Consider the following 23098-nt stretch of genomic DNA (forward strand, 5'->3'; position numbering starts at 1 on the left):
CTGAAGCTCGGCGGGATTACATCCTTTCGCCAAATGGGAAATTATCCTAATTGAACCCGACTATTGAATATCATCGCTCCCACTTATATGGCAATGACAGCTAAAACGAATTGGCCCAGCTAATACGCCTAAGTCGGAACCCGGCTTGAGCAATCACTTCACACCCGTGCTTTTGCCAAAAAAATCGCTGAGACCTGTACGCTAGAACAATACCGAACTGACTACCATCAAGGCGAAGATATGCGCAACGCTCGGCATTTGTTATTTGCATCGCAAAATCATACAAAGAAAGTTGCCAAAAAAATTAATTTGTATCGGCAAGACTTCGCAAATAGCCGTGAATATTCACTTTGGACTAACAAGGTCATAGAAATGAAATTTTATCTGATAACGGAAGACCAACTGGAAAACCTCGGCAAAAAGCACGATTCGCTGCTAAAAACCGGAACCCTGTGCGATCTTATGCTGGACATCGCGGCGCACGCCGACGATTTTCAAACCTTCGATGCGGCGTTGGAAATGGCCAACAGCGAATTGGATAGGTTGGAACTGTTTTTCGATACCTGCGATTTAGTTTGAATCTATAAACGCTGTTTTTTTTTTGGAATCAAGGTTAGGCAGACGTTTCGCATTCGCTTAAAACCCGGATTCGCGTACCAGCACCGTCGCGACTTGCCGGACAAGACGATGCAACAGACTAGTGGCCGGCGTATCCAGTCTGACACTACCACGCCTTTCTCCCGGAAAATGTGCGAGGTTCTGACTCTCAGCCTCCGGCCTTAAGATGATGCGGTAAACGGCGCTTTCCGGCACAGCTTGTTGCTGCGCATCGGACCGGGCAGCAATATCGCCGCCGTGCATCGAAGCCAACATCGGCGGAACCCGAGCGGCCCCGCCTTGATCGATACGCTCTACCCGGCAAATTATCGGCGACGTTCCCGGTTGATCGGGATAAAACACCGCACCGTCGGCCTGCCCTGCCGCTTGTAAATCCTCTTCGGCCACGTAGGCTTCGATCAGTTGACTACGCGGATCGACCACAATCAATAAGGCCTCGCCTTCCTTCAACCACTGTCCCTCTTGCGCTTGCTGATTTAAATCCAAAGCCAATCCGTCAAACGGTGCTTGTATCGTTAACTGGGTTTGCTGATGCCGAAAACCGGCTTGCTTCGCGCCGGCCGATTCCAGTTCCTTCAGTAACACCTGCCGGCGCTGATTCAAGTTTTGCTCCAATCCCTGATATGCCAGTTGCCATTCGACCAACTGCCCTTCCAGCGAGGAATTGCGGGCTTGAAAATCCAGTTCGCGCGAACTTAGTTGCGCCAACAACTCGCCGCTTTTCACCGCTTGTCCGGTTTTGACCTGCCAGGCGTCCAGGCGCGCCGCGGTTGGCAAATAGATTTCGGCGTAACGCTCCGCCTTACTCAGTGCTGGCGCATTGACATGGCCTTGCCACGGCACAACCAAAACCGCGATGCCCAGAACTAATAGCAACAGAAAGGTTCGACTCCGCGGACTAGTCCAAACATCGGGTCCCAGGTTTTTCCAGGCCGCCAATTCAGACCAAATCGGCCGCAGAATAAACCACCCTACTTCCACCGCCATCATCAACAGCCCTAGTAGCTTAAAGAAAAAGTGGTAGACCAGTAGCGCGATGCCCAGAAACAGAAAGAAACGATACAACCAGGTAAACCAGGCGTAGCCGATAAAAAACCAGTGCCAGCGTTTCGATAACGATTCCGGCGGCAGTTGATCCAGTCCAAATAGCAAACGCCGCAAATGCCAGCGGTTGTAGGCAAATGCGCGTGGTTGCAGATTTTCGATTCCCAACCAGTCGGCCAACAAATAATAACCATCGAAGCGCATGAACGGACTCAGATTGATGGCCAGCGTCATGATCCAGGTCGAGGTTGCCAATAAAAACACGCCGCTGCGTAAGGGGCCGTCGCTCAGAAAGCTCCAGGCCAAGGCCGCAAACACAGCCAAGCCCAACTCGGCGGCAATTCCAGCCCCGGCAATCGCCACCCGCTGCCGACGCGAACTGAGCTTCCAGGTTTCGCTGGCGTCGGTATACAGCATTGGATACATCACCATGAACGCGACACCCATGGTCGGTACTCGGCAACCATAGCGATGCGCGGTCAAGGCATGACCGAATTCATGTAGCGTCTTGGCCAGCATTAAAGCCAAAAAATATTGCGCCAACCCGGACCAATTGAAAAAGTGCGGAAATGTCGCCAAGAAGCGTTCCCATTGCCGGGACAGTAAAAACCCGGCCAGCAGCGCGCAACCCATCAACAACACGGCGAATTGCCCGCTGTAAATCCAGGCCAAGCGCGGATACAGCCAAGCCAGTAAGGCATCCGGTTTTAGCAAGGGAATTTTAAAAAACAGATAATTATGCAGCAACCATTGCGCCCAGCTTTGCTTGCGCATCGCCACCTGTTGCCGCAGCCATTGGAGCCCGGCATCGCCGCTCAGGCGCAGCAGGTTGTTGTGCAATAAAAATTGAGCGAATGCGCCGACCTGACTCGCATCGAGACGCAAAGTGGTTTCGCGGTTCACGGCTTTGGCAATCGCTTCCGTTTGCCCCAAGGCCCAGCGCGCTAAAATTTCGAACTCTTGCCAGCCGATCCGAAAAAACCGGTTATTGGCCGGATCATGCAAGGTCCAGGTCGGCGTACCATCGAAACCTTGCGGTCCGGGCAGACAATGCAACTCTTCGCGCAGCGGCGCTAGGGCCGACGCGGTCTCTACAGCCCCAGCCATTGCCGCACACCGGACAGCGGTCGCCGAAACAGGTAATAAAACAGCGTCACCCGTTGTCCATACAGTTTGGCTGTACCTTTCAAACCGATGCGCGGCAATGGCTCCGCAGCCGCCAATCTGGCCTTGACCCGATACGCCAACACCTGATCGGTGCCAACCTCGGCCTGGTAGCTGAGCGAATACACCTGAGCATCCAGAGGGTGTTGCGGATCGATATTCAAAAACATCACGGCCTCGGCACCATCTGCCAATTCAATAAAATCGGCAACCGGCACCCGCATTTCCAGCTCCACTCGCGCCGGATCGGCCAGATTCAATATCCGTTCGCCCAAGGCCACCGGCCGGCCGATCCAGTCGTGTACATCGCTGAATATTGCCACGCCGGCATGCGGCGCCCTGATTTGCGAGCGTGCCAACTGTTCCGCCAGATACTCTACTTCGGCTGCATGCTGCTCCATCCGGCCTTTCAGCACCGTCATTTCCGCCTTGCTGTCGGCATCGAACATAGCCTGCTGGGCGGTCTTGCGGTATTCGGCTGCGGATACTGCCAACACTTTCCGCGAAACTTCCAGGCGATTGGCAATATCGGTGTTCTCCAGCGTCAACAGCAATTGCTCGGCGGCGACGGCTTGATTGGGTTGAATCTGAAAGGTGTCGACCACGCCTTCCAGAGGCGCGCGAATCACCGTCGGTTGGGAAGCAATCACTTCGGCTGGGGCCAGCACTGACAGGCGCACCGGAATCAATAGCAACAAAATTACTGCAACCGCCCAGCTTTTAAGAGCAGTGAGCGTGTAAATACCGCGCCACCAGGGCTTACGCGGCTGCAAAGCCTGCCAGGCATGGGCATAGGCATCGCTCAGTTCGGCCAGCAACACCGCTTCACCCTCCTGCCACGCTTGCTCGCGCGCCAACAGCCATCCGCCCAGTGTCCGCCCCTGAACTTTTAGCGGCAGCCATAAACCGCAGGCCGGCAACCATTGCTGCCACTCTATCCGCAAGCTCTCCGGTAAATCTTCGGCATTTAATAATTGATAAGTGGAATTATTGTCGGCTTCAAACTGCCGGCGACAAACGTCGTTCAACCAAACAATATAAGGGGCTTGCGCGTCGAGTTGGGCGATGCCGGATACCGCCGCCACCGGTTGCATCGGTCTATCCAACCATAGCGCGGCTTGGCGGTATTCCACCAAACTGCGACTCTCGTTGACGATGACAAAACCTAAGGCTGCTAAATCTTCGGCGGCACGCGCCTTGCGTTGCAGCTGTAATAGCAGCGCCAGCCCCCGCAACTGGCGTTGCTGAGGGTCTTCTTGTTGCACAGCCAAATCAATGCGCCTTATCCGGGAACAGCGCCCGGCCGCTCATGCCCGCCAGCAACTCGCTATGCTTGCCGGTAACCCGGCCAGTGATCGAAACTGTTTGACTCACCGGATCGATGCGAGCACCTAAGGTCACAACCTCCGCCGAATAGTCCCGGTCCAACTCGTCGATGTGCACCTTAAATACCTGTTTTGGTTTTAACCAGCGCAGCCACAACGACGGCACGATTAATTTGATTTCCAGCTGGCTATCGTCCAATACATCCATGATCGGATCACCCACTTTCAAATGCTGATGCTCATGGGCCTTTAGCGCCGCGACCCGGCCATCGAACGGTGCGTGAATCCGACATTTTTCCAGGCCGGCCTTGGTCAGCGCGATGTCGGCTTTGGCTTCACCCAACTTGGCTTTGGCCACATCCACTTCCAGCGAACTGACCGATTCCAATTGCGACAGCCGGGAATTGACATCATAGGTCTTGCCCGCGCCGTCCGCGGTAGCTTGGGCTTTTTGCAACTGTGCCTGCTGGATCGAACAATCGAAACCCACCAGCACCTGACCTTTTTTAAAGCGCTCGCCTTCCCGCACCGTCAAATCTTTAATCACCGCCGCCACTTCCGCTGACAGCGTGGTTTCGTTACGAGGCATTAGTTGGGCGCGGATTTCGGTTTCGACAGACGAAGATTGCGCGGGAGCCGGTTCGGCCGAGGCATTGGACAAAGACAAGGCGGGCAATAAGGCTAGCGTCCATACATACAATGATTTTCTCAGCATCACGATTTGCCTGCCCCCAGCGCCGCACCGGTATTTTCCGGCTGCGGATCGTCAGTCGCTTGCACCGGGTAATGCCCCTGGTTCCATTCCTGATCGATGGCTTCAATGGCATTGGCCAGGGTATCGACTGAGTCATCTGCCATCGTCGCCGGCAACGGATCAAAACCCAAGGACACATACAGTTTGCCCAAGGCATCTTGAGACTCGGCATAGGCCTGGCGGCGTTGCAATTCCGACAATACCGAATCGACCGACACCCGAATCCGCTCCACAGAACTCATCGCTTCGGTCAACTCGCTATTCAGTACATGGTGATGAATTTTTTGGTTAACGTCGTCCAGTTCGGAGCTACGTTGGTATTGTTTGTCCGCCAAGGCCAACTGTTGCTGTGCCAGATGAACCTGAGTCAGAATCGCCATGTGCGCGGCCAAGCGCCGCGAATGGGCCAAGGACTCCTGGGTTTCGGCGGTGGCGATCGCTTGCGGAGCGGAGAGCAATTCGAACAGGTTTTTGGAAATCTGCGTACCGATCTCACCCCAACTTTGGTTTAAAAGATAAGAGTTGGAATCGTAATTGCCGCCCAGCTGCACTTCCACACCGGGCAATAAACGCAGCATGGCTTTTTTGACTTCGGCTGAGCCGATGCGGGTCTGATACATTTCCTGACGCAATTCCGGCCTTAGCTGTAGCGCCAAATCACCCATTTTGTCGACACCCAATTCCGGTTTAACCACTTGCGGCCACGGGTTGACACTATCGTCCGCCAGCTTAAAGTCCTGATTAGGCGGCAAATTGATCAAACCCGCTAACTCGGATTTGGCCATTTGTTGCTGCTCCAGCAGCCCTTCCAAGCGGCGCACAATTTCCAGCAGGCTTTTTCGATAACGTAGCGCGTCCAGCGGTGAACGTAGTTTTTCCGCCTCGGCCTGTTCGGCCAGCGCCAGCGCATGTTGCGCCTCAGCGAGCACCGGCTGAATTCTGGCCGTCATCCGCTGCGCGCTCAAGGCCCGCCAATAGGCACTGCGCACATCTTTCATTAGATTGTGGCTGACTTTGCGTCGGCTTTCGGCCGTCACCAAGGCCTTGTTGCCTTCCTGCTGCGCGCGGAAATAGCTGACGCCAAAATCCAGAATGTTCCAGCGCAGGCTTAAATCGCCCATGAACCGGCTACGGTCCTGAGAAGTGGAAGTTTCCAACGATTCCCTACCGGTGGAGATAGAACGACTGTTGGAGGCATTGTAATTATCCCGACTTCTATAACCAGCCGAGGCCACCACATCCGGCAGCAAATCGAAGCGTGCCAAAGTGGCCTGGCCTTCCGCCACCGCGCGTTCCATCATTTTCACCCTATGGTCCAGGTTGTACTTCAGCGCGCGGGACATGGCTTGATACAAAGTCAGCGGCGCGGTCAACGGCTCCTGCTGCTGGAACAGCTTGGCTTGATCGCTACCGATCTGACTTTGCCGTTCCTGTTGGGTCAGCGGCGAAGGCGCTAACGAACAACCGCTCAGCAACACGATACTAATTGCCATCGCCAGCTTACTGGGGGCAAACCGCTCTAGCGGCCGCGAAAGATATTTAGCCATAACAAGTTCCTGTTTAAATGAATTTCATGCGGCATCCCGCGGTTCGGCGAACAAACGCGCCAGATTTTCCAGCAAGGCATCGGCATCCTGGTGCGTACGCTGCGTACCGAAAGCTTGCAACTGCGCGCTAAGCGGCATTTTCCCCAGTTGAGCGCGCGGTTCGCCGCCGGCCGGCCGGCTCTGATTGGATCTGCCCTGACCACCTCGACCTTCCTGCCCACCCGGCCTGCCTTCGCCGTTTTGACGCTGCACCGGTTGCTGAGGTTTCAACACTACGGTAATCACGGTCTGATTACCCTTACCGTCAGTCGCGGTAATTTTAACCACCGTTCTCTCACCGCCGCCTTCCTTCAGGCTCAGACTGCCGGTCCCGGAATCGAAGCTTACCCAGGCCGGCAGACTACCGCCGTTCGCTTGTGCCGCCTGAAAACTGACGCCGGTACTGGTGTCCAAACCCAACAAGGCTTCTGCGGGCATGGTGAAACTATTGTTGCTACCGGTATCGAGCTGCGCCTCCATTTGCAGCGAGGTGGTTTGCGTGCCGGTGGACGACGTACCCGAGTCGCCGAAGCTGCTCGAGAAAATCGAAGGACCGAAACCAAAGCCACCGCCAGTACCGCTACCCAAGCTATCGCCCAAACCTCCGCCTAGTCCGCCAGCCGCGCCGCCCATGCTAAAGGCGCCGGAGCCGCCCGATCCGCCACCTGGGCCGGTCGGCGCGCCGCCAGTCCCCCCTCCCACGCCAAGGCCAGAACCGCTATTGATTGGCTGTATCAAGTTGGTCGGGATCTGACTGCCGGTAGTAAAGGACCCGCCGCTGAAGCCGCCGGATGAGCTGGAATTGAACTCCACGGTTTGCGTGGCATTGGTGGCGCTGCCACTCGCCACTGCAACGGTCGTCGTCGAACTGACGGTCTCGACCTTACCCAGACCATCGGTATAGCTGGCGGTAACGATAATGGTTTTATCAACATCCGCTTGGGTCAGAACCAAGCTGGAACCGTTCCCCAGGATGTTGCCGTTACCATCTGTCCAGGTGTAGACGATGCTACCCAGACCATCAGCGTCTGCGAGCGTAGTGCTGACGGAGAGCGTTTCGCCCACGACAGCAGTGCCGCTGATGGTCACATCCCCCGTCGGCGCATCGTTAGCATCGGTCAGAGCCACCGTCAGGACTGTGTCGGAGCTGTTACCGGCCGCATCGGTAGCGCGCACCGTAACGGCATGGCTGGCTGCGACTTCGTAGTCCAGCTGACTACCGTCGGCTACGCTGACCTCGCCGCTGGCGGCGTCGATAACGAAGCGGCCGTTGGCGTTGTCCACCAAACTATAAACGATGCTTAAAGTATCGGTAGCGCTAACTGAGCCCACGACCGTACCATTGGCCGAATTTTCAGCCACGCCGAGGGTCCCGACAGGGGGTGTCGGCGCACTGGTATCCAGATTGAAGGCCAGAGCGGCGGAGTTGCCGGAGACATTGCCTGCAGTATCGGTCTGGCGGGCGATTACCGATTTGGCGCCATCACCTGACAGATTAAAGCTACTGCCGCTGCCGGCGGTCCAGGAGGTACCGCCGTTGCTGCTGAACTCCCAACTGGCACCGGTTTCCAAACCAGTGAGGTTTACCGTGGCATTATTGGTAATGCCATCGCTATTGCTGCTGCCGTTATCCTCGGCCAGAGTTAGAGTGGGTGCGGTGGCCGAGGTGTCCAGGGTAAAGGTATAAGCGCTGGAAGAACCGGAAGTGTTACCTGTCGTATCCGTTTGCCGCAAGACTACCGATTTAGCACCGTCGCCGCTCAGCGTGAAGCTGCTGCTGCTGCCGCTGCCGGTGGTCCAGCTGCTGCCTCCATTGGTGCTGTACTCCCAACTAGCGCCGCCCTCCAAGCCGGAAACGGTGATCGCGCCAATGTTGGTAATCCTGTCGCTGTTGCTGCTACCGCTATCGGAGGTCAGAGCCAAACCAGGCGCTGCGGGAGCCGTAGTGTCGACCACGATGTCCTTATTGGCGCCCAGCGAATTGGCGGCGCCCGGCGAAGCCAGGGTTAAAACAGCAGCCAAGCTGGTCGAGCTGTCCAGAATAGTCCCGCCGTTCAGCGCTAGAGACGAGGTCGCACCGTAGTCCAGATCGGCGGACGTGTCGCCAGCCTGCACAGTGTAGCTAAAACTTAGCGTGGTGCCGCCGGATCCACCGGCGTAGGTCGCAGCCTGCCCGGTATTCAAGGTCAGTGTCGGCACTCCCGTCACCGTCACCGACCGGTCGAAGGTAACGGTGATCGTCACTGTGTCGCCTGCATTGTAAGTGCCGTCGGCAGTCGTTGCCGATACGCCGGTCACCGATGGGTTAACCACCGCCGTCAGCACCACATCGTTGCCGGTCCCGCTGGCATAGCGCACCGTGTAGATGTCGCCGTTGCTGGTCAGATCCGTACCTTCAGCCACGCTGCCGAAAATGCCGGTCGCGCCAGTTACGGCGTCGGTGCTGTCGTTGTCGATGATCCGGTAGGTGGCACCGTTGGTCGCGGTGTAGCTGTTGACTCGGCTGACGGTCAGCGAGCCGCCGTTCAAGGCAACGGTGCCGTTGACCATCACCTGGTCGAAGTCGGTGCCGCCAACCGCGCCATTGCCCGCCACGTCGATCATCGTGCTGCCGCTGACCCGCAGGTTACCATTGACCGTCAGCGTGCCGATCCCATTGTTGACCCCGGCCACGCCCGGCGCCAGCGTCGCGCCGTCATTCATCGTCAGATTATTGCCTGAGCTGGCCGCGAAGATGCTGCCCGTGCCGCCCAGCGTCGCCCCCGACGCCACCGAAAGGCTGCTGGTGGCGCCCAGCGAGCCGGTAACGTAGAGCGTGCCCTCCGACACCGTGGTGGTGCCGCTGTAGGTCGTCGCGCCGCTCACGGTCAGCGCGCCGGTTCCCGTCTTGGTCAGATTGAAGGCGCCGTCGATGGTGTTGCTGAGGGTGGCGGCGTATCCAGACCCGACATTGATGGTGGCGCTGCCGCTCAAGGCGATATAGTTGCCGAAACTCCCCGACGCCACGAAGGTCAAGGTCGTGCCGGCGGCCAGATCGACGCCGGACGCCGCCAGGGCGCCGGTGGAGCCGGCGATGACCGTACCGGCGGAAATGGTGGTGCCGCCGTTGTAGGTGTTGGTTCCCGACAGGGTCAGCGTACCGGTGCCCTGTTTGGTGAGCGACCCGCCGCCGGAACCGCTGATGGCGCCGCTGAACTCCGTTGATGTGTTGTTGCCGCCGGCCCTCAGGGTGCCGACCAGCGCGATGGCGCCGGCCCCGGCGATGGATCCCACCGTTTCCGTGCCCGACACGTTCAGCGTGCCGCCGTTCAACACCGTAACCGCCGAGGCGTCGGCGATGGCGCTGTTGCCGCTAAGCGCCAGCGTACCCGCCGAGACGGTGGTGGAGCCGGTGTAGGTGTTGGCCCCCGACAGGGTCAGAGTGCCGGTGCCGAACTTGTCGATCCCGCTGGTATTGGTGGAGGAGATCACTCCGGAAAACGTGGTATTGGTGTTGTCGCCGCCCGCCGTCAACCTGTAACTCAGTACAACGTTGCCGGCGCCGGCCAACGAACCTATGGTTTCGTTCCCGCCGTTCAAAGTCAGGGTAGCGCCGCTGTCCACGGTCACCGCGCTGCTATCGCCGATGCTGCTACCGCCTTCCAACGTCAATCCGCCGGCGGACACGGTGACCGCGCCGGTGTGGGTATTGGTCGCGGTCAGCGTCAACGTCCCAGCGCCGGCCTTGTTCAGCGCCTCCGCGCCGCTGAGAATCCCCGACAGGGTGACGGCGTTGGCGTTGGTGATGGTCGCCGACGTGCCGGGATCACTGTCGTCCAGAAGGGTGATGTTGTTGGACACCGTCGTGCCGGTGCCGGTGATGGCCAGGGTGCTGCCGCCCTCCACCGTCACGGCGCCGGTTCCCAGATTCATGGCGCCGGTGGAACTGCCGGTGATGCTCACCCCGTTGGCGCCGCGAATGGTGGTGCCGCCGGAATGGCTGTTGTTTCCCGACAGCGTCAGCGCAGGGCCGCCGGTCTTGGTCAGCGCCCCCGTTCCGCTGATGATGCCCGACAGCGTCGCAGCGCCATTGGTGACGTTGATAGTGCCGTTGCCGCTTCCCAGCAAGATGGCATTGTCGATTGTGCCCGCGTTGGCGAGGTTGAGCGTGCCGCCGTTCAGCGTGACGGCTCCGCCAAGCAGCCGGCTGTCCGAAGCCACCGACACTGTGCCCGCCGTCACCGTCAAGGTGGAGGCGGCGCTGGAGTTCCCGGTGTTGCTCAAAGTCAGCGTGCCGGCCCCGGCCTTGGTCAGCGCTGCCGATCCGCTGAGCTGCCCCGACAAAGTGGCGGCGCTGGCGTTGCTAATGGTGGCGTCGGCCGACAGCGCGATGGCGTTGCTGAAGGTGTTGCCGGCGCTGGTGATCGTCAGGCTACCGCCGTTCAACGTCAGCGTGCCGCCGACCATCGTCGTGGCTGTCCCTACCGACAGCGTGCCGCCGGTCACCGTCAGTGCCGTGGTGGTCGCGGCGGAGTTCGACGTGCTGGACAGGGTCAAGGTGCCGGCCCCGCTCTTGGTTAAAGTCGTCCCCGCTCCACTGATGGCGCCCGACAATGTAACGGCGGTGCTATTGTCTAGTGTGGCGTTACCCGACAATGTCAGGGCGTTGTCGATGGTAGTCGCGCCGGTGACGATTAGCGTCGTGCCGCCGGCCAAGGTCACCGCGCCGGAGCCGAGGTTGGCGTCGGTCGCCAGACTCAACGTGCCTGCGGAAACCGAGGTATTGTTGTAAGAGTTACTTCCCGACAGCACCAGGGCACCGGCACCGGCCTTAGTGATATTGAAACCGCCGCCGATATTGCCGCCGATGGTCAATTGGTCGGACGTAACGCCCAGAATTGTAGCGCCGGTCAGCGTCACGTTGCCGGACAGGATGTTGGTGCCGCTGACGTTGTAAATCGCCCCCGCGCTGGATATGCCAGTCCCCGCCGCCGACACTGCTTCGGCCACCGTGACGCCGCCCTGTAAGCCCAACGCGGCGCCGCTAGCCACCGTCGTCGAACCGGCAGTGGTTCCCAGCGCATTGTTATGCGCCGCCACCAGCGTGCCGTCGTTGACAGCCGTCGCGCCGCTGTATGTGTTGTCGCCCGACAGGGTCAACGTTCCCGCGCCCGCTTTCGTCAAAGCGCCGGTGCCGCTGACGATCCCCGACAAAGCAACCGCATTGGCATTGCTAATCGTGCCGTCGCCGGTCAGCGCGACGGCATTGCTAACGGTGACCCCGCTGCCGGTGACGGTCAGGCTGCCGCCGTTCAGCGTCACAGCCCCAGCCCCCAAGTTAGTCGAGTCGGCGACGGTCAGGGTTCCGCCGATGACGGTGGATGAGGCAAGAACGTTCGTCCCCGACAGCGTCAGCTCACCGGCCCCGGCCTTGGTCAGGGCGTTGTTGCCGGTAATGTTCCCCGACAGAGTGACGGCGTTGGCATTGGTGATGGTGGCGCCCGCCGACATCGCGAGGTTGTCGTCTAGGGTGCCGGCGGAAGTGATGGTCAGATTACCGCCGCTCAAGCTGACGGTGGCACTGTCCGAGCCCAGGTTGGCATCGCCGTCGATGCTCAGGGTGCCGGCCGCCACCGTAGTATTGCCGGAATAGCTGTTGCTGCCGCTCAGGACTTGCGTGCCCGCCCCGCTCTTCACCAAATTGCCGGCGCCAGTGATATTTCCCGATAGGGTCAGCGTGTCGCCCGATCCGTTGGTGACGGTCAGCGTCTTGCCGCTGGCGATAGAGATGTCACCGCCGACGGTGATGCTGTTGACCACATCGGCGTCCAGCGCGATGTTCTCGCCGATTGTAATGCTGGATCCCAGCGTTACGGTCCCCAAGCCAGAGGCGAAACTGATCGTGGCGCCGCCCGCCCGGTTGGCGATACCGACGGCCTCGCGCAGGCTGAGGCCGGTACCGTCCGCCTTTTCCGCAGCGTAGGTGCCGCCACCGTCCGCGTCGTCAGTGGTGGTATCCACGATCAACGTGTTACTGACGGTGATGGTAAAGCTCTGGTCGTAGTTGTTGTCGCCGTCGTTCACCCGGATCACTACCGTGTAGTTCCCTGGCGTGGTCGTGGAGGGGCTGGCCGCCCTTAACGTGGCGCCGCTGATATTGAACAGGTCGTAAGTCGCCCCCGAGGTGTTGGCGTCGACCGATACGACCGAGTAAGTCGGACCGCCGCCATCGACATCGGTGCGGCTCAGGGAACCGATCGCTATATTGCTGCCGCTGTCGTAGGTGGATGCGGTGGTGGCGCTCAATGCGATAGCGGTCGGAACATCGTTGACGGCGGATACTGTGAGTGTCTGACTCGCGGCGCTACTGTTAGCGGATCCATCGTTAACCGCCACGCTGACTGTTCGATTAGCGGTATTCGGATTGTCCGAACCATCGGTGTAGGTCACCGCCCGCAAGGCGGCTTGCCACTGGGCCAAGGTTGCCGTTGCGCCGGCAGAGGTCAGAGTCAGAACGCCGGTTCCCGAGTTATAGGCTGCCGAGATATTTCCCATCGTCGAGCCGTCGTTGGTAAACCCGAGCGAGTCTTCGGCGGACTGAAATCCGCCGGTCAGCGAAACAGTGGCGCTAACCAAGGTCGCGCTATCGGCATCGGCCACAGTCAGTCCCGGCACGACGGCAACGGCCACCTGCTCGGTGGCTGCGGTCGTGCCGCCGGCACCGCCCAAGGTCGGTGTGGCGAAAGCATTGCTTGCAGTAATACCGTTGCCCGTGGCATCGGATATGTCGGTATTGCCGATAACGGTATTCCAGTCATCGGCGACAGCCAAGTTGTAAGTGCTGGCATCGGTAGCGCTCGTGCCGTTTTTGTTGATGATCAAGTTGATCGCCGCTTTATCGGTAGCGCTAAGCGTAATGGTAAAAGCGGTGGCGGAGCTAAGCTCGACGTTTGAAGTATCCGTTAAGGTATAAGTCGCGCCACCCAGACCGGTAAACGTCAGTTTATTGGCCGTAATGTCGTTTGCCGCACCGCTGGCTGCCACTAAATGAGTACCAGTCACCGCCAGAACTCCGGTACTGGCATCGTAGGTGGCTGAGGTGACGGTTGGCATTTGGACGTTGCTAACTGTCACTGCGGTAGTAGGGGTCGCGGTGTCGCCCGAGGTGTGATTAGCATCCCAGTCGTCGGCCGCCGCCAAATTGTAGGTGGTACCGCTCACCGCCGTGACACCGGATTTGTTCAGCAAGCCGTTGATTGCCAGTTGGTCGGCCGCGTTCAGCACAACGGTAAACTGGGTAGCGCTATCGCGCTCGACGTCGCTACTGGTGAGCGTATACGTGTTGCCGCCCTCGCCTTTCAGGGTCAATTTCGAGACGGCGATGTCGTTGAGAACGCCGGCCTTGGCTTCGAAGTCGGTACCTGTCACCACCAGGGTGCCGGTGCTGGCGTCGTAGGTGCTGCCGGTGATAGTCGGTACGCCGCTGACGGTAATACCATTGGTCAACGATTGGATGTTGGTGCTGCCTATCACGCTGTCCCAATCGTCGGCGGCGGACAGGTTGTAGGTGGTGCCGCCCGACGAGGCGGTGCCGTTTTTGTTCAATAAGGCCTCGACACCGGCAATATCGGCTCCCGCCAAGGTCACTGAAAACGAGGTAGCATCGGTAATCTCGACGTTCGCGGTGGCGGCGGTCAAGGTATAGGTGGCGCCGCCCTGGCCGGTGAAGGTCAGTTTGTTGACGGTGATGTCGTTAGTAGCGCCGACGGTTCTAACGAGGTTGGTGCCGGTCACGGACAGGACATGGGTACTCTCGTCGTAGGTGACGCCGGTAATGGTCGGCGTTTGTACGTTGCTGACGGTCACGGTGTTGCCGGTCGTGTCGGCAGGCGCCGACGCGGTAGCGTCCCAATTCAGAGCACCCGCCAAGTTATAGGCGCTAGCGCCGACGGCGGATGTGCCGTTTTTGTTCAACAAGCCTTCGACGTTAATCTGGTCGGTGGCGTTCAAGGTCAACGCAAAACTGGTGGCGCTACTGGCGGTCACGTTGGCGCTGGTCAAAACATAAGTGTTGCCACCTTCTCCGGTCAACGTCAGTTTCGACACATCGATCGTATCGCCGGTAGTCATGTTGGCGCCGGTGACAGTCAGCACGTTGCTGCTGGCGTCGTAAGTCGCAGAGGTGATTGAAGGTCCGCTAACCGGAGAACCGACCTGGATATTGTTAACCCCCAACCAGGAGAGGCTATCGTCGTTTAGATGTAGCCTGATCTCATCGACATTCAAGAAGGTACTACCCATTTCGTCGCCTTGGTTGAGATGCACGAAAGCGCTCGCGGTATTTCCGCTAAAGGTGATGCTGCCGACCGAAACGCCGCCGTCAAAGGCTTCGGCTTTAACGGTGGCGCCGGAGTAATCGCCCCAATTGTGTACATCCAAGGCTTGTAGCGAGAAATTGCTACCGTCAGCGGATTTGATGACGAAGCCGTAAAACGCCGTACTATTGCCATCCTCGTAAGTCAACATATTCAAGAAGTTGTAATTGACAAACTGCAGATCATTCAATTGGTTGACGCTGCCATTCACGGCGTAGGTATCGAGATTCAAATCCGAAATCACAATCGAGCCACCCTCGCCGTCCCGTGCAATGTCGTCGGACGTGATATCGCTACTATTAGTCGAGAACGTCAATGTCGGATTGCTACTGAGCGCCACCGGCGGCGTCCAGGCGGCCGTGCTACCCGGTCCGTCTAGCCATTCGGTTCCGGCGTTACCGCCCGAACCGGCGGTACCGGCGTTGCCGCCCGAGGAAGTTCCGCCGGTACCGCCGTCTCCGTAATTCGAAGTGTGGGTAATGGTAGCGTTTTCGTATTTGAACGCGCCATTGTTGTATATTCCGCCGACGCCGGCTCCGCCGTCGCCGCCATCGACACCGTAGCCACCCGCGCCGCCGCCGCCGGCACCGAGATTATTGGTGATCGAGGTCGACGCCATGTACACGGTTGCTCCGGAACCAATCGCTAAAGCGCCGGCAGCAATCCCACCCCGACCAACCACCGCGCTGCCACTACCGCCGGAACCGTATCCGCCGCCGCCACCGCCGATAAAACTCAGTCCGCCCGAGCCGGCGGTTCCCCCGGTTCCGCCTGCATTGGCAATACCACTGGTTCCGCCCGCGCCGCCGGCGCCACTGACGCCGCTACTACCTCCCCGACCTTTTGCGCTGGGGACCGAGGTGAAGCCACCGTCGCCACCCGTGCCCGCCGAACCTGAAGCCCCTGCCGTAGAGGCATTGAATGCGCCTCCCGACCCGCCTACTGTTGTGCCCCAACCCGCGCCGCCGCCACCGCCGTAACCGTAAGTTCCGTTGTCGCTACCACCGTTGCCGCCACCGCCGGCCGCGACGTTGCCGGTAATCGTCGAATGCAGGAAAGTCACTTTGGTTCCGGCGCCGGTCACCGAGATTCCGGCACCTAGTGCGTCGCCGCCGTTGACACTGTTATACGCACCGCCGTTGCCCGATACCAAACCGTGGGTGATCGTCAACCCGTCCAACGACACGGTACCGCTGGTGATCGAAAAGACCCGGCTGTTGTAGTTGGCATCGACGGTGACGTCCGCGCTGCCGTTGTCGTCCAGGTCGCCGTCTATGGTCAGATTCTTAGCAATCGCCAGTTGGCCGGAGGACAAGGTAATCGTCATCCCGGCGTTAAAAGTGATGGTGTCGCCGGACAAGGCCGTCGAAATCGCATTGCGCAATGAGCCGGCGCCGCTGTCGTTATTGTTGATCACGGTGACTGTCGCCAGTGTGTAACCGTAGTTCGCCAACGCAGACTCGGCGAAGGGCGTCGACGCGGCTATATCACCGGTACGGACTTCCAGGTCCCAATCGCCGCCGGCACCCGTGCGGTCGTCGGACACCGCCACGTCGGCCCCGGTCAGATCGGCCAGGGTCTGGGCAAACGTGGCGCCTTCGGTGCCCCGTCCCAGGTTGCAGGAATAGATTTGCAGGTCGCCGTCCGCCGCCAACGCCTGGCCTATCGTATCGAGTTGCGCGGCGTAGTCGGCTATCGAATCATTGTTCAGCCAGGCATTGCCCAACCAAATGTTGGCCTCGCCGCCCTCGGCGACTATCGAAATCGCCGAAATATCGCGGCGATCCGCCAGATAATCGGCCATCTGTTGCACGCCGTCGCGGCCGGCCGCCAACATCACGACTTCGGCGCGCGGATCGGCGCCGGCCAACAAGGTATCGGCGTCCCTGACCCGGCTGTCGACGAAGATGACGGTGGTAGACTGATCGGCCGTCGCTTCCGGAAAATTGCAGGCTGCCGCGGCATCCAGCAAATGTTGAGCGTCCAATGCCGACGGCGGCTGGTCGGCGGTCGGCGCCGCGTCCGCTTGAGCGGCGTCGGCACTGATCGCCGCCGCGCCGTCGAACAGAATACGCGGTTCCAAGGCCCAGGCATGTAGCGGGGGAGGCTTCGGACGATGGCGTGCCTCGGCAGAGCTGACCGTGCGAATACGCTCGAATAATTTCATGGTCTTACTCCCCAAAATCGACGATACATCAAACGGATTTCACCAGCGACCCGGCGATGGCCGGTTGCGCGGAAACAACGTGGGCACGGCTGCCGCGGCCGTCGCGCCAGAACGCCATATTGGCGTATTGCTCGAATAGATCCGGCGGCAGAATAGTCGCCCGGTTCTCCAAGCCCACTTGCGGCCGGATGCTGTGCAGACCGGACAAGCCTAAATTATTGTCGAAGGCCGGCGCGTCGTAATGCAGATTCGCGAAATCGTGCGGATACGCGGGCTCGCCAAGAAAATCGTAAATCAACGGCACCACTTTCTCGGGCGCCCGTGCCAGCAAGTCGTAATCGACGACCAGCAGCGAAGCGGCCTGTTCGCCGTAAAACGCTTCCTTCAGCGCCGACCAGGCAAAACCGACCAGGCGATTGCGCTGAGCCAAGGTTTCCACCCGGCTATACACAGTATTGCGCTCGGCATCGTCGGCGAACAAGCGGCTGTTTTCGTAGGGACTGGCCCGGTACAAGCGTTCCAGACTATCCATGACCCAGGCCACGTTTCGGACGCAGGCGATAACCTTGGCGTCCGGGAACAGATCCAGCAAGGCAGGCAGGCGGCCGCACCAGGCGCGATTGGTGTCGAACACCACATCCTTGTCGGTTTCGGCGGCGTAGTAACTATCGAACAGCCCGCGCAACAACCGGCGACGCTGCTCGGTGGTCACGACCGGCCCCCACTCGCTGCCGGCGCTGACCTGATCGAGCAATCCCGAAAAGAATGAGCCGACCGGGCTGGTCATGCCCGCATGAAAGCGCGGATTCTGTTTCAAAATGGCGGCCAGCAGCGTCGAGCCAGAGCGCGGCAGGCCGGAAATAAAGTGATAACGGTGGCTCAACGCGAACCGACCGGTTCGACGCGAATCGTCGTTTTAACAACCCCAAGCGTATCGTTATTTTTCATTAGCACAAAGTCGGTAGAAGTTTTTGCAAGCGGGCGATAGTTTCGATTCGAAAAGTAGTCGCAGACAGTGACCTTGTCAAACAGACTAAGCCTAAGGAACGAAACTATAGCCGCGATTCGATCAACCGCCTAGCTTTTCCGTTAGAAACAACTAAGCTTACTCCCGCAATAAATAGCTCTAAGCGCTGTCATTTCACTGGAAAGCATACTTAGCGGCGTCACACCACTTTCTATCCATCGACCCTGGGAGGTCCATCATGGCTGATCCATTTTTGGGAGAAATCCGCATATTCGGTTTTGCGTACGCGCCACAAGATTGGGCGTTCTGCAATGGCCAGCAAATGGCGATTCAACAGCAAGCGGCGTTGTACGCGCTGCTAGGGACGCGATTCGGCGGCGACGGTCGAAATTACTTCAATTTGCCCAATCTGCAAGGCCGGGCGCCGATTCACTTCGGCGCCAATCCGATTCCCAACGCAGCACCGTACCAGCTTGCCCAAGTCGGAGGTACCACCGGCAACGCGGTACAGACTCAAACCGCGTTCAGTTTGACGACCGCCAATCTACCGTCTCACAACCACTCCGCCGAGTTATCGCTGACCGGCGTCAACGCCGCGACGGCCATCAAGGTTTCCACCGGCGCCGGCGGCGGCGTCACCCCCGACGCAAATGCCACGCTGACTAACGCACCTAATGGCCAATCCTCGGCCGCGGTGTTTCTGCCCGCCGCCACGCCACAAACCAATCCGATCACCCTCGGCGGAGTGACGACCACACTGAGCGGCAACGGCACGGTCGCGGTCGGCAATACCGGCGCCGGCGCGCCAGTCAGCGCGCCGCTAAATTTCAACGTGCCGGCAACGATGCCGCCCTATTTAGCGCTGAATTTCTGCATCGCCCTCAACGGTCTATTCCCACCTCAACAGTAACGACGATGAAAACCACACTGGACGCGCCAATGATAGGCGAATTGCATAGCCGGTATTTTTCGCCTTTTTTAGGTCAACCCTGTCTATTGGAAAACGGGACGATCATGATCGCCACGGTCTTGGAACGGGTGGACGAAAAACCGGCGGCCCGCCAGCCGACAGCCGAGTCGCGTCGCACGCCGTTCGCGCTATTGCTGAAAGGCGACGCAGATTGCCCACATCTGGACGGTGTGTTCACTCTACGAATTGCGGGCGCGCTCGAGGTATCCGGCATTTATCTAACTCGCGTTTTAAATACCGGCCCACAGCCGGCTAGCCTGTTTCAGGCGGTTTTCAACTAATACGGCTGCCGCCAGCAGCGGCCCGGCCCGCCTAAACCCACGAGGAGGCGATAATGGCGATAGCACCACTGCCCGCCGGCTTAAACTTGCGGCCGCAACGCGATAACGACGCGGCGTTTTTAGCGGCGCTGTACCGCACGTTGCGGGACGATTTGCGCATGCTCGAGGCTGAGCATGCTTTCGTCGAGGAATTGATTGAAATGCAGTTTCGCGCCCAGCGTGAAGGTTACGGCCAGCAATTTCCGAACGCGATGTATTTCATTATCGAACTTCAACGCGAAGCCGTCGGCCGAGTCGCCGTCGATTTCGGACACAACGAAGTCAGAGTGATCGACTTGGCCTTGCTGCCGGCGGCGCGGAATCGAGGTCACGGCGGACACGTGATCCGAGCCCTACAGCTAGCCGCCGCTCAAACCCGAGCTCCGCTGACCTTGGTCGCGGCGTTGAACAATCCACGCGCGCTAAGGTTTTACGCGACACTGGACTTTACCGTAGCCCAGACAACCGACAGCCACGCCTTGCTGATTTGGTATCCGGAACAGACATAAACCGTCAGCACTCAATGCCGATTCTGCGTCCGCCAATTCTCGACTATGCCTTCCACATCCAGGTCATCCGGGCCCTCGCGCCAGCTCGTGTAGTAATCGACATCGTTACTTTTCGGTTCCGGGTTGGGCCGGTAGATTTGTACTCGGGTCGGTAGCGGCGCGGCCTCTCCAAGCACTAACGCTTCACCTCTACCGAGCGAACTGAGAATATCGGCCAAATCACCTTCCGCCTCCGGCACCAAACCGCGAATGTATTGCTGGTCGTCCGGGTTGGTGGTGCGCAGGCAAATAAACGAGCTGCATTGCGCCAGCATGGTTTCCGACAGTTCGGTGGGCCGCTGGCTGACCACGCCGATGGACACCCCGTATTTACGGCCTTCCTTAGCGATCCGCTCCATCATTTTTTTGGTGCCATCGAACTGCCCGCCTTTTTCACGCGGGATATAGGCATGCGCTTCCTCGCAGATTAGCGTGATCGGAAACTCGCGGCGTCGTGGATTCCAATAATTGAATTCATACGCCAGTCGGCCGACTTGCGCGGACACCGCTGGCCGCACATCGGTCGGTACGGAGCTGAGATCGACCACGGTGATGTTGGCTTTTTTTTGCCCCAGACCCACGAATTGCCTGAGCAAATCCGCCATGCTGGCCGAGTTGTTACGTTTTTTGGGTTTTAACAAAAAGTCGTAACGCACGTCATTGAAACGGCTCTGCATCGTCACCAGAAACTCATCGAACTGGCCAAACAAGGCACCCTTGGTTTTACCGAAATCCTTGCGTTCTTCGTTGGCTGCTTTAAATTGCATATACATTTCCGCCAGCGAGAAATAAATCGGCGTGTCTATCGAAACCACGCCCAGGCCAATGGCTTTGGCCTCTTTGCGTTTCAGTTGTTGCAGTACTTCGCGCATGAAAGACATCTGCATCGACGCGCCTCTATCGTCTCTATCGATGAACAAGTCCACCAGCTCGGCGTAAGACATCATCCAATACGGCATCTCCAGCTCCATGGCATCCACGTAATTGACTTGCTCTTCGGGAAACGCCGATTCGATGCTGCCATCCGGGCGCTTCCAGCAATATTCACCGTGCAGATCCAGCATAATCATATGGGTTTTCGGCATCGCCCGCATCGTATGCTGGATCAAACTGGTCACAGTCCAGGATTTCCCTGATCCGGACTGGCCTATGATCGCAAAATGCCGGCCGAACAAGGCGCGCGGGTCCAGGCTCAGGTGATAATCCTTATGACTGGCTAACTGCCCGATAAAAAATTCGTAATCGCGGAATTTGGAAAAAATGGCGTTAATCTCGCTGAGGCCGACCGCATATACCGCCGCGCCCGGCGTCGGATAGTGACGCACGCCGCGAATGAAGACATTTCTTTCATTCAACTCGCCGACCGGGATCAAGGCAATAAAGCGGTCCGTAGCCCGATTGCCGGCGGCGTCGAAGCGATCGCGTTCCCACATTTTGAACACCAGCGCCAGCACGCCGATATGCGACTGGCGGATCACCACATAGGAACCGATATGGCCGGCCAGGATTTCTTCATCGCCGAGCTTGATGATGGGCGCCGCAGTCGAATGTTCTTCGGTAATACGGGCATCCATACCGTCACCTCTGACTTCGGTTAAATGGCCGATGAGGATATTTTGCGTTTGCTGCGTCATGATGTTCTCTCTAGTAAAGCCGCTGGGCTAAGCTTAGACGATTTTTAAGGTCCGTCCCGGCCACAACAGTCTAATCATCCGCCAGGGACAGAGCAGCGGTTTTGCGCCAAAATGGCAAACAAATCGCTACAAACGCGACAACATGGCGCCACGCCCATAATAGTAAGTCGTTGAACATTTGGCACTTTTGACTGACAAAGCCTTACGGTCTGATTATTGCTGTCATCAAACCGGCATCATTTAATATTGCACAAGAGGTGAATATGAAAATCGGCATACCCAAGGAAATCAAACCTAACGAAAACCGGGTATCGGTGGTACCGTCCGGCGTTGCCGCGTTGGTGAGTGCCGGCCATAGCGTCACCATGGAAAGCGGCGCCGGCGTTGGCGCCGGCTTTGTAGACTCGCTATACCAGGCCGCCGGCGCGCAGCTGGTGGACGGGCCCGAGCCAGTCTGGGCCTCAGCGGAGATGATCGTCAAGGTCAAGGAACCGATAGAACCCGAATGGTCACGGATTCGTCCCGGCCAAACCTTATTTACCTATTTTCATTTTGCCGCTAATCGTCCGCTGACCGAGGCACATCTGGCGTCCGGCGCTATCTGCATCGCTTACGAGACCGTGCAATTGCCGTCCGGCGAATTACCTTTGCTGACCCCAATGTCGGAAGTAGCGGGCCGGCTGGCGGTGCAAGAAGGCGCGCACTATCTGGAAAAACTCTATGGCGGACGCGGCATGTTATTAGGTGGCGTGCCGGGGGTATTGCCGGCCAAAGTCTTGATTTTGGGCGGCGGGGTAGTCGGCACGCAGGCGGCAAAAATGGCGGCCGGTTTGGGCGCGCAAGTCACGGTCATGGATTTGTCACTGGAACGTCTGCGCCAACTTAGCGATATTTTGCCAGCCAATGTGCAGCTATTGTTCTCCAGCCGGCACGCCATTCTCGAACAAATCCGCACAGCGGACCTGGTCATCGGCGGCGTACTGGTCACAGGGGCAGCCGCACCCAAGCTGATCCGCGCCGAAGATTTAAAATTGATGCAAGCCGGCGCGGTGATCGTCGATGTAGCGGTAGACCAAGGTGGCTGCGTGGAAACCACTCACCCTACCACCCACGCCGATCCTACCTATGTTATCGACAATGTCGTGCATTATGCGGTCGCCAATATGCCCGGCGCGGTGCCACGCACCTCGACGCTGGCCTTAACCAACGCCACCCTGCCCTATGCCCTGCAACTCGCCAACAAGGGCTGGCAACAAGCGCTACGCGAGAATTCGGCGTTACTGAAAGGCTTGAATATAGTTGCCGGCAATGTTACTTGCCAAGGAATCGCCGACGCGTTTGGTTTTAATTATCTGCCGCCGGATCAGTTCCTGAGCTGAACCAATCACCCAGTCCGGCCGGAATACCTAGTAAACACCCCCGGTAAAGCCAGGGCTTCCGCGTTTCTGCTGGACTCCACTTTGTCAGATTCTAAAAGGTGATCATGATTCCGGCAGGGATTGCCGAGATCGAGGCAGTATGAATGGGGCCGACGTTTGACTGAATGCCCGCGGCTAGGCGGGCATGACAGTATTTGCTTAAATCCCACAAACTAAAATTAACCTGTGTTGGGAAGACTTACCGCTCTTTATCGGGTGATCAAATCGA

General features: G+C 58.6%; 12 protein-coding genes. 5 read left to right on the forward strand and 7 right to left on the reverse strand.

The features are described 5' to 3' along the window. The first annotated feature begins 372 nt into the window (after positions 1-372). Positions 373-579: a hypothetical protein gene (locus ACR64Q_RS11445; RefSeq protein ID WP_155931079.1), complete on the forward strand. Its 207-nt coding sequence runs from the start codon at positions 373-375 to the stop codon at positions 577-579. Between the two features lie 57 nt (positions 580-636). Here the strand turns inward: ACR64Q_RS11445 and ACR64Q_RS11450 are convergent, their stop codons facing one another. Genes ACR64Q_RS11450 through ACR64Q_RS11475 form a run of 6 tightly spaced genes read right to left on the reverse strand, consistent with a single transcriptional unit; the run spans position 637 to position 17895 of the window. After that, on the reverse strand, positions 637-2769 hold the full coding sequence (locus ACR64Q_RS11450; protein WP_313734832.1) for a site-2 protease family protein: 2133 nt from the start codon (positions 2767-2769) through the stop codon (positions 637-639). Then, positions 2754-4091: an efflux RND transporter periplasmic adaptor subunit gene (locus ACR64Q_RS11455; protein WP_313735076.1), complete on the reverse strand. Its 1338-nt coding sequence runs from the start codon at positions 4089-4091 to the stop codon at positions 2754-2756. The genes ACR64Q_RS11450 and ACR64Q_RS11455 overlap by 16 nt, the downstream gene beginning before the upstream one ends. 7 nt (positions 4092-4098) lie before the next feature. After that, positions 4099-4866 (reverse strand): efflux RND transporter periplasmic adaptor subunit, encoded by a 768-nt coding sequence (locus ACR64Q_RS11460; protein ID WP_313734834.1) that lies wholly within the window; start codon positions 4864-4866, stop codon positions 4099-4101. Beyond that, entirely contained in the window at positions 4866-6452 is a 1587-nt protein-coding gene (locus tag ACR64Q_RS11465) for a TolC family protein (protein WP_313734836.1), read from the reverse strand. Before ACR64Q_RS11465 ends, ACR64Q_RS11460 begins: the two co-directional genes overlap by 1 nt. A gap of 24 nt (positions 6453-6476) precedes the next feature. After that, on the reverse strand, positions 6477-17012 hold the full coding sequence (locus ACR64Q_RS11470; RefSeq protein ID WP_313734838.1) for a DUF4347 domain-containing protein: 10536 nt from the start codon (positions 17010-17012) through the stop codon (positions 6477-6479). 28 nt (positions 17013-17040) lie between these two features. Then, entirely contained in the window at positions 17041-17895 is an 855-nt protein-coding gene (locus ACR64Q_RS11475) for a sulfotransferase family protein (RefSeq protein ID WP_313734840.1), read from the reverse strand. Between the two features lie 322 nt (positions 17896-18217). On the opposite strand from ACR64Q_RS11475, the gene ACR64Q_RS11480 reads away from it, so the two are divergent. Genes ACR64Q_RS11480 through ACR64Q_RS11490 form a run of 3 tightly spaced genes read left to right on the forward strand, consistent with a single transcriptional unit; the run spans position 18218 to position 19778 of the window. After that, positions 18218-18889, forward strand: coding sequence for a phage tail protein (locus ACR64Q_RS11480; RefSeq protein ID WP_313734842.1), 672 nt, complete (start codon positions 18218-18220; stop codon positions 18887-18889). A gap of 5 nt (positions 18890-18894) precedes the next feature. After that, the gene (locus tag ACR64Q_RS11485) at positions 18895-19230 is read left to right on the forward strand and encodes a DUF6916 family protein (RefSeq protein ID WP_313734843.1); all 336 of its coding nucleotides are present in this window, start codon (positions 18895-18897) and stop codon (positions 19228-19230) included. A 53-nt stretch (positions 19231-19283) separates the two neighbouring features. Then, positions 19284-19778 carry a GNAT family N-acetyltransferase gene (locus ACR64Q_RS11490; RefSeq protein WP_313734844.1) on the forward strand — a complete coding sequence of 165 codons (495 nt, stop codon included), beginning with the start codon at positions 19284-19286 and terminating at the stop codon, positions 19776-19778. 11 nt (positions 19779-19789) lie between these two features. On the opposite strand, the gene ACR64Q_RS11495 is transcribed toward ACR64Q_RS11490, so the two are convergent. Beyond that, positions 19790-21451, reverse strand: a complete 1662-nt coding sequence (locus ACR64Q_RS11495; protein ID WP_313734845.1) for an ATP-binding protein — start codon at positions 21449-21451, stop codon at positions 19790-19792. A 263-nt stretch (positions 21452-21714) separates the two neighbouring features. On the opposite strand from ACR64Q_RS11495, the gene ald reads away from it, so the two are divergent. Beyond that, complete coding sequence (ald, locus tag ACR64Q_RS11500) at positions 21715-22830, forward strand: alanine dehydrogenase (protein WP_313734847.1); 1116 nt, start codon at positions 21715-21717, stop codon at positions 22828-22830. Positions 22831-23098: the final 268 nt, after the last annotated feature.

The sequence above is a fragment of the Methylomonas sp. 2F7 genome, assembly GCF_057126975.1.

Bases quoted from the DNA above. Each gene is read 5' to 3' on its own strand.
- ACR64Q_RS11480 (WP_313734842.1), top strand. From the start codon at position 18,218: ATGGCTGATCCATTTTTGGGAGAAATCCGCATATTCGGTTTTGCGTAC.
- ACR64Q_RS11460 (WP_313734834.1), bottom strand. From the start codon at position 4,866: ATGCTGAGAAAATCATTGTATGTATGGACGCTAGCCTTATTGCCCGCC.
- ACR64Q_RS11490 (WP_313734844.1), top strand. From the start codon at position 19,284: ATGGCGATAGCACCACTGCCCGCCGGCTTAAACTTGCGGCCGCAACGC.
- ACR64Q_RS11485 (WP_313734843.1), top strand. From the start codon at position 18,895: ATGAAAACCACACTGGACGCGCCAATGATAGGCGAATTGCATAGCCGG.
- ald (WP_313734847.1), top strand. From the start codon at position 21,715: ATGAAAATCGGCATACCCAAGGAAATCAAACCTAACGAAAACCGGGTA.
- ACR64Q_RS11495 (WP_313734845.1), bottom strand. From the start codon at position 21,451: ATGACGCAGCAAACGCAAAATATCCTCATCGGCCATTTAACCGAAGTC.
- ACR64Q_RS11445 (WP_155931079.1), top strand. From the start codon at position 373: ATGAAATTTTATCTGATAACGGAAGACCAACTGGAAAACCTCGGCAAA.
- ACR64Q_RS11450 (WP_313734832.1), bottom strand. From the start codon at position 2,769: ATGGCTGGGGCTGTAGAGACCGCGTCGGCCCTAGCGCCGCTGCGCGAA.
- ACR64Q_RS11465 (WP_313734836.1), bottom strand. From the start codon at position 6,452: ATGGCTAAATATCTTTCGCGGCCGCTAGAGCGGTTTGCCCCCAGTAAG.
- ACR64Q_RS11470 (WP_313734838.1), bottom strand. From the start codon at position 17,012: ATGAAATTATTCGAGCGTATTCGCACGGTCAGCTCTGCCGAGGCACGC.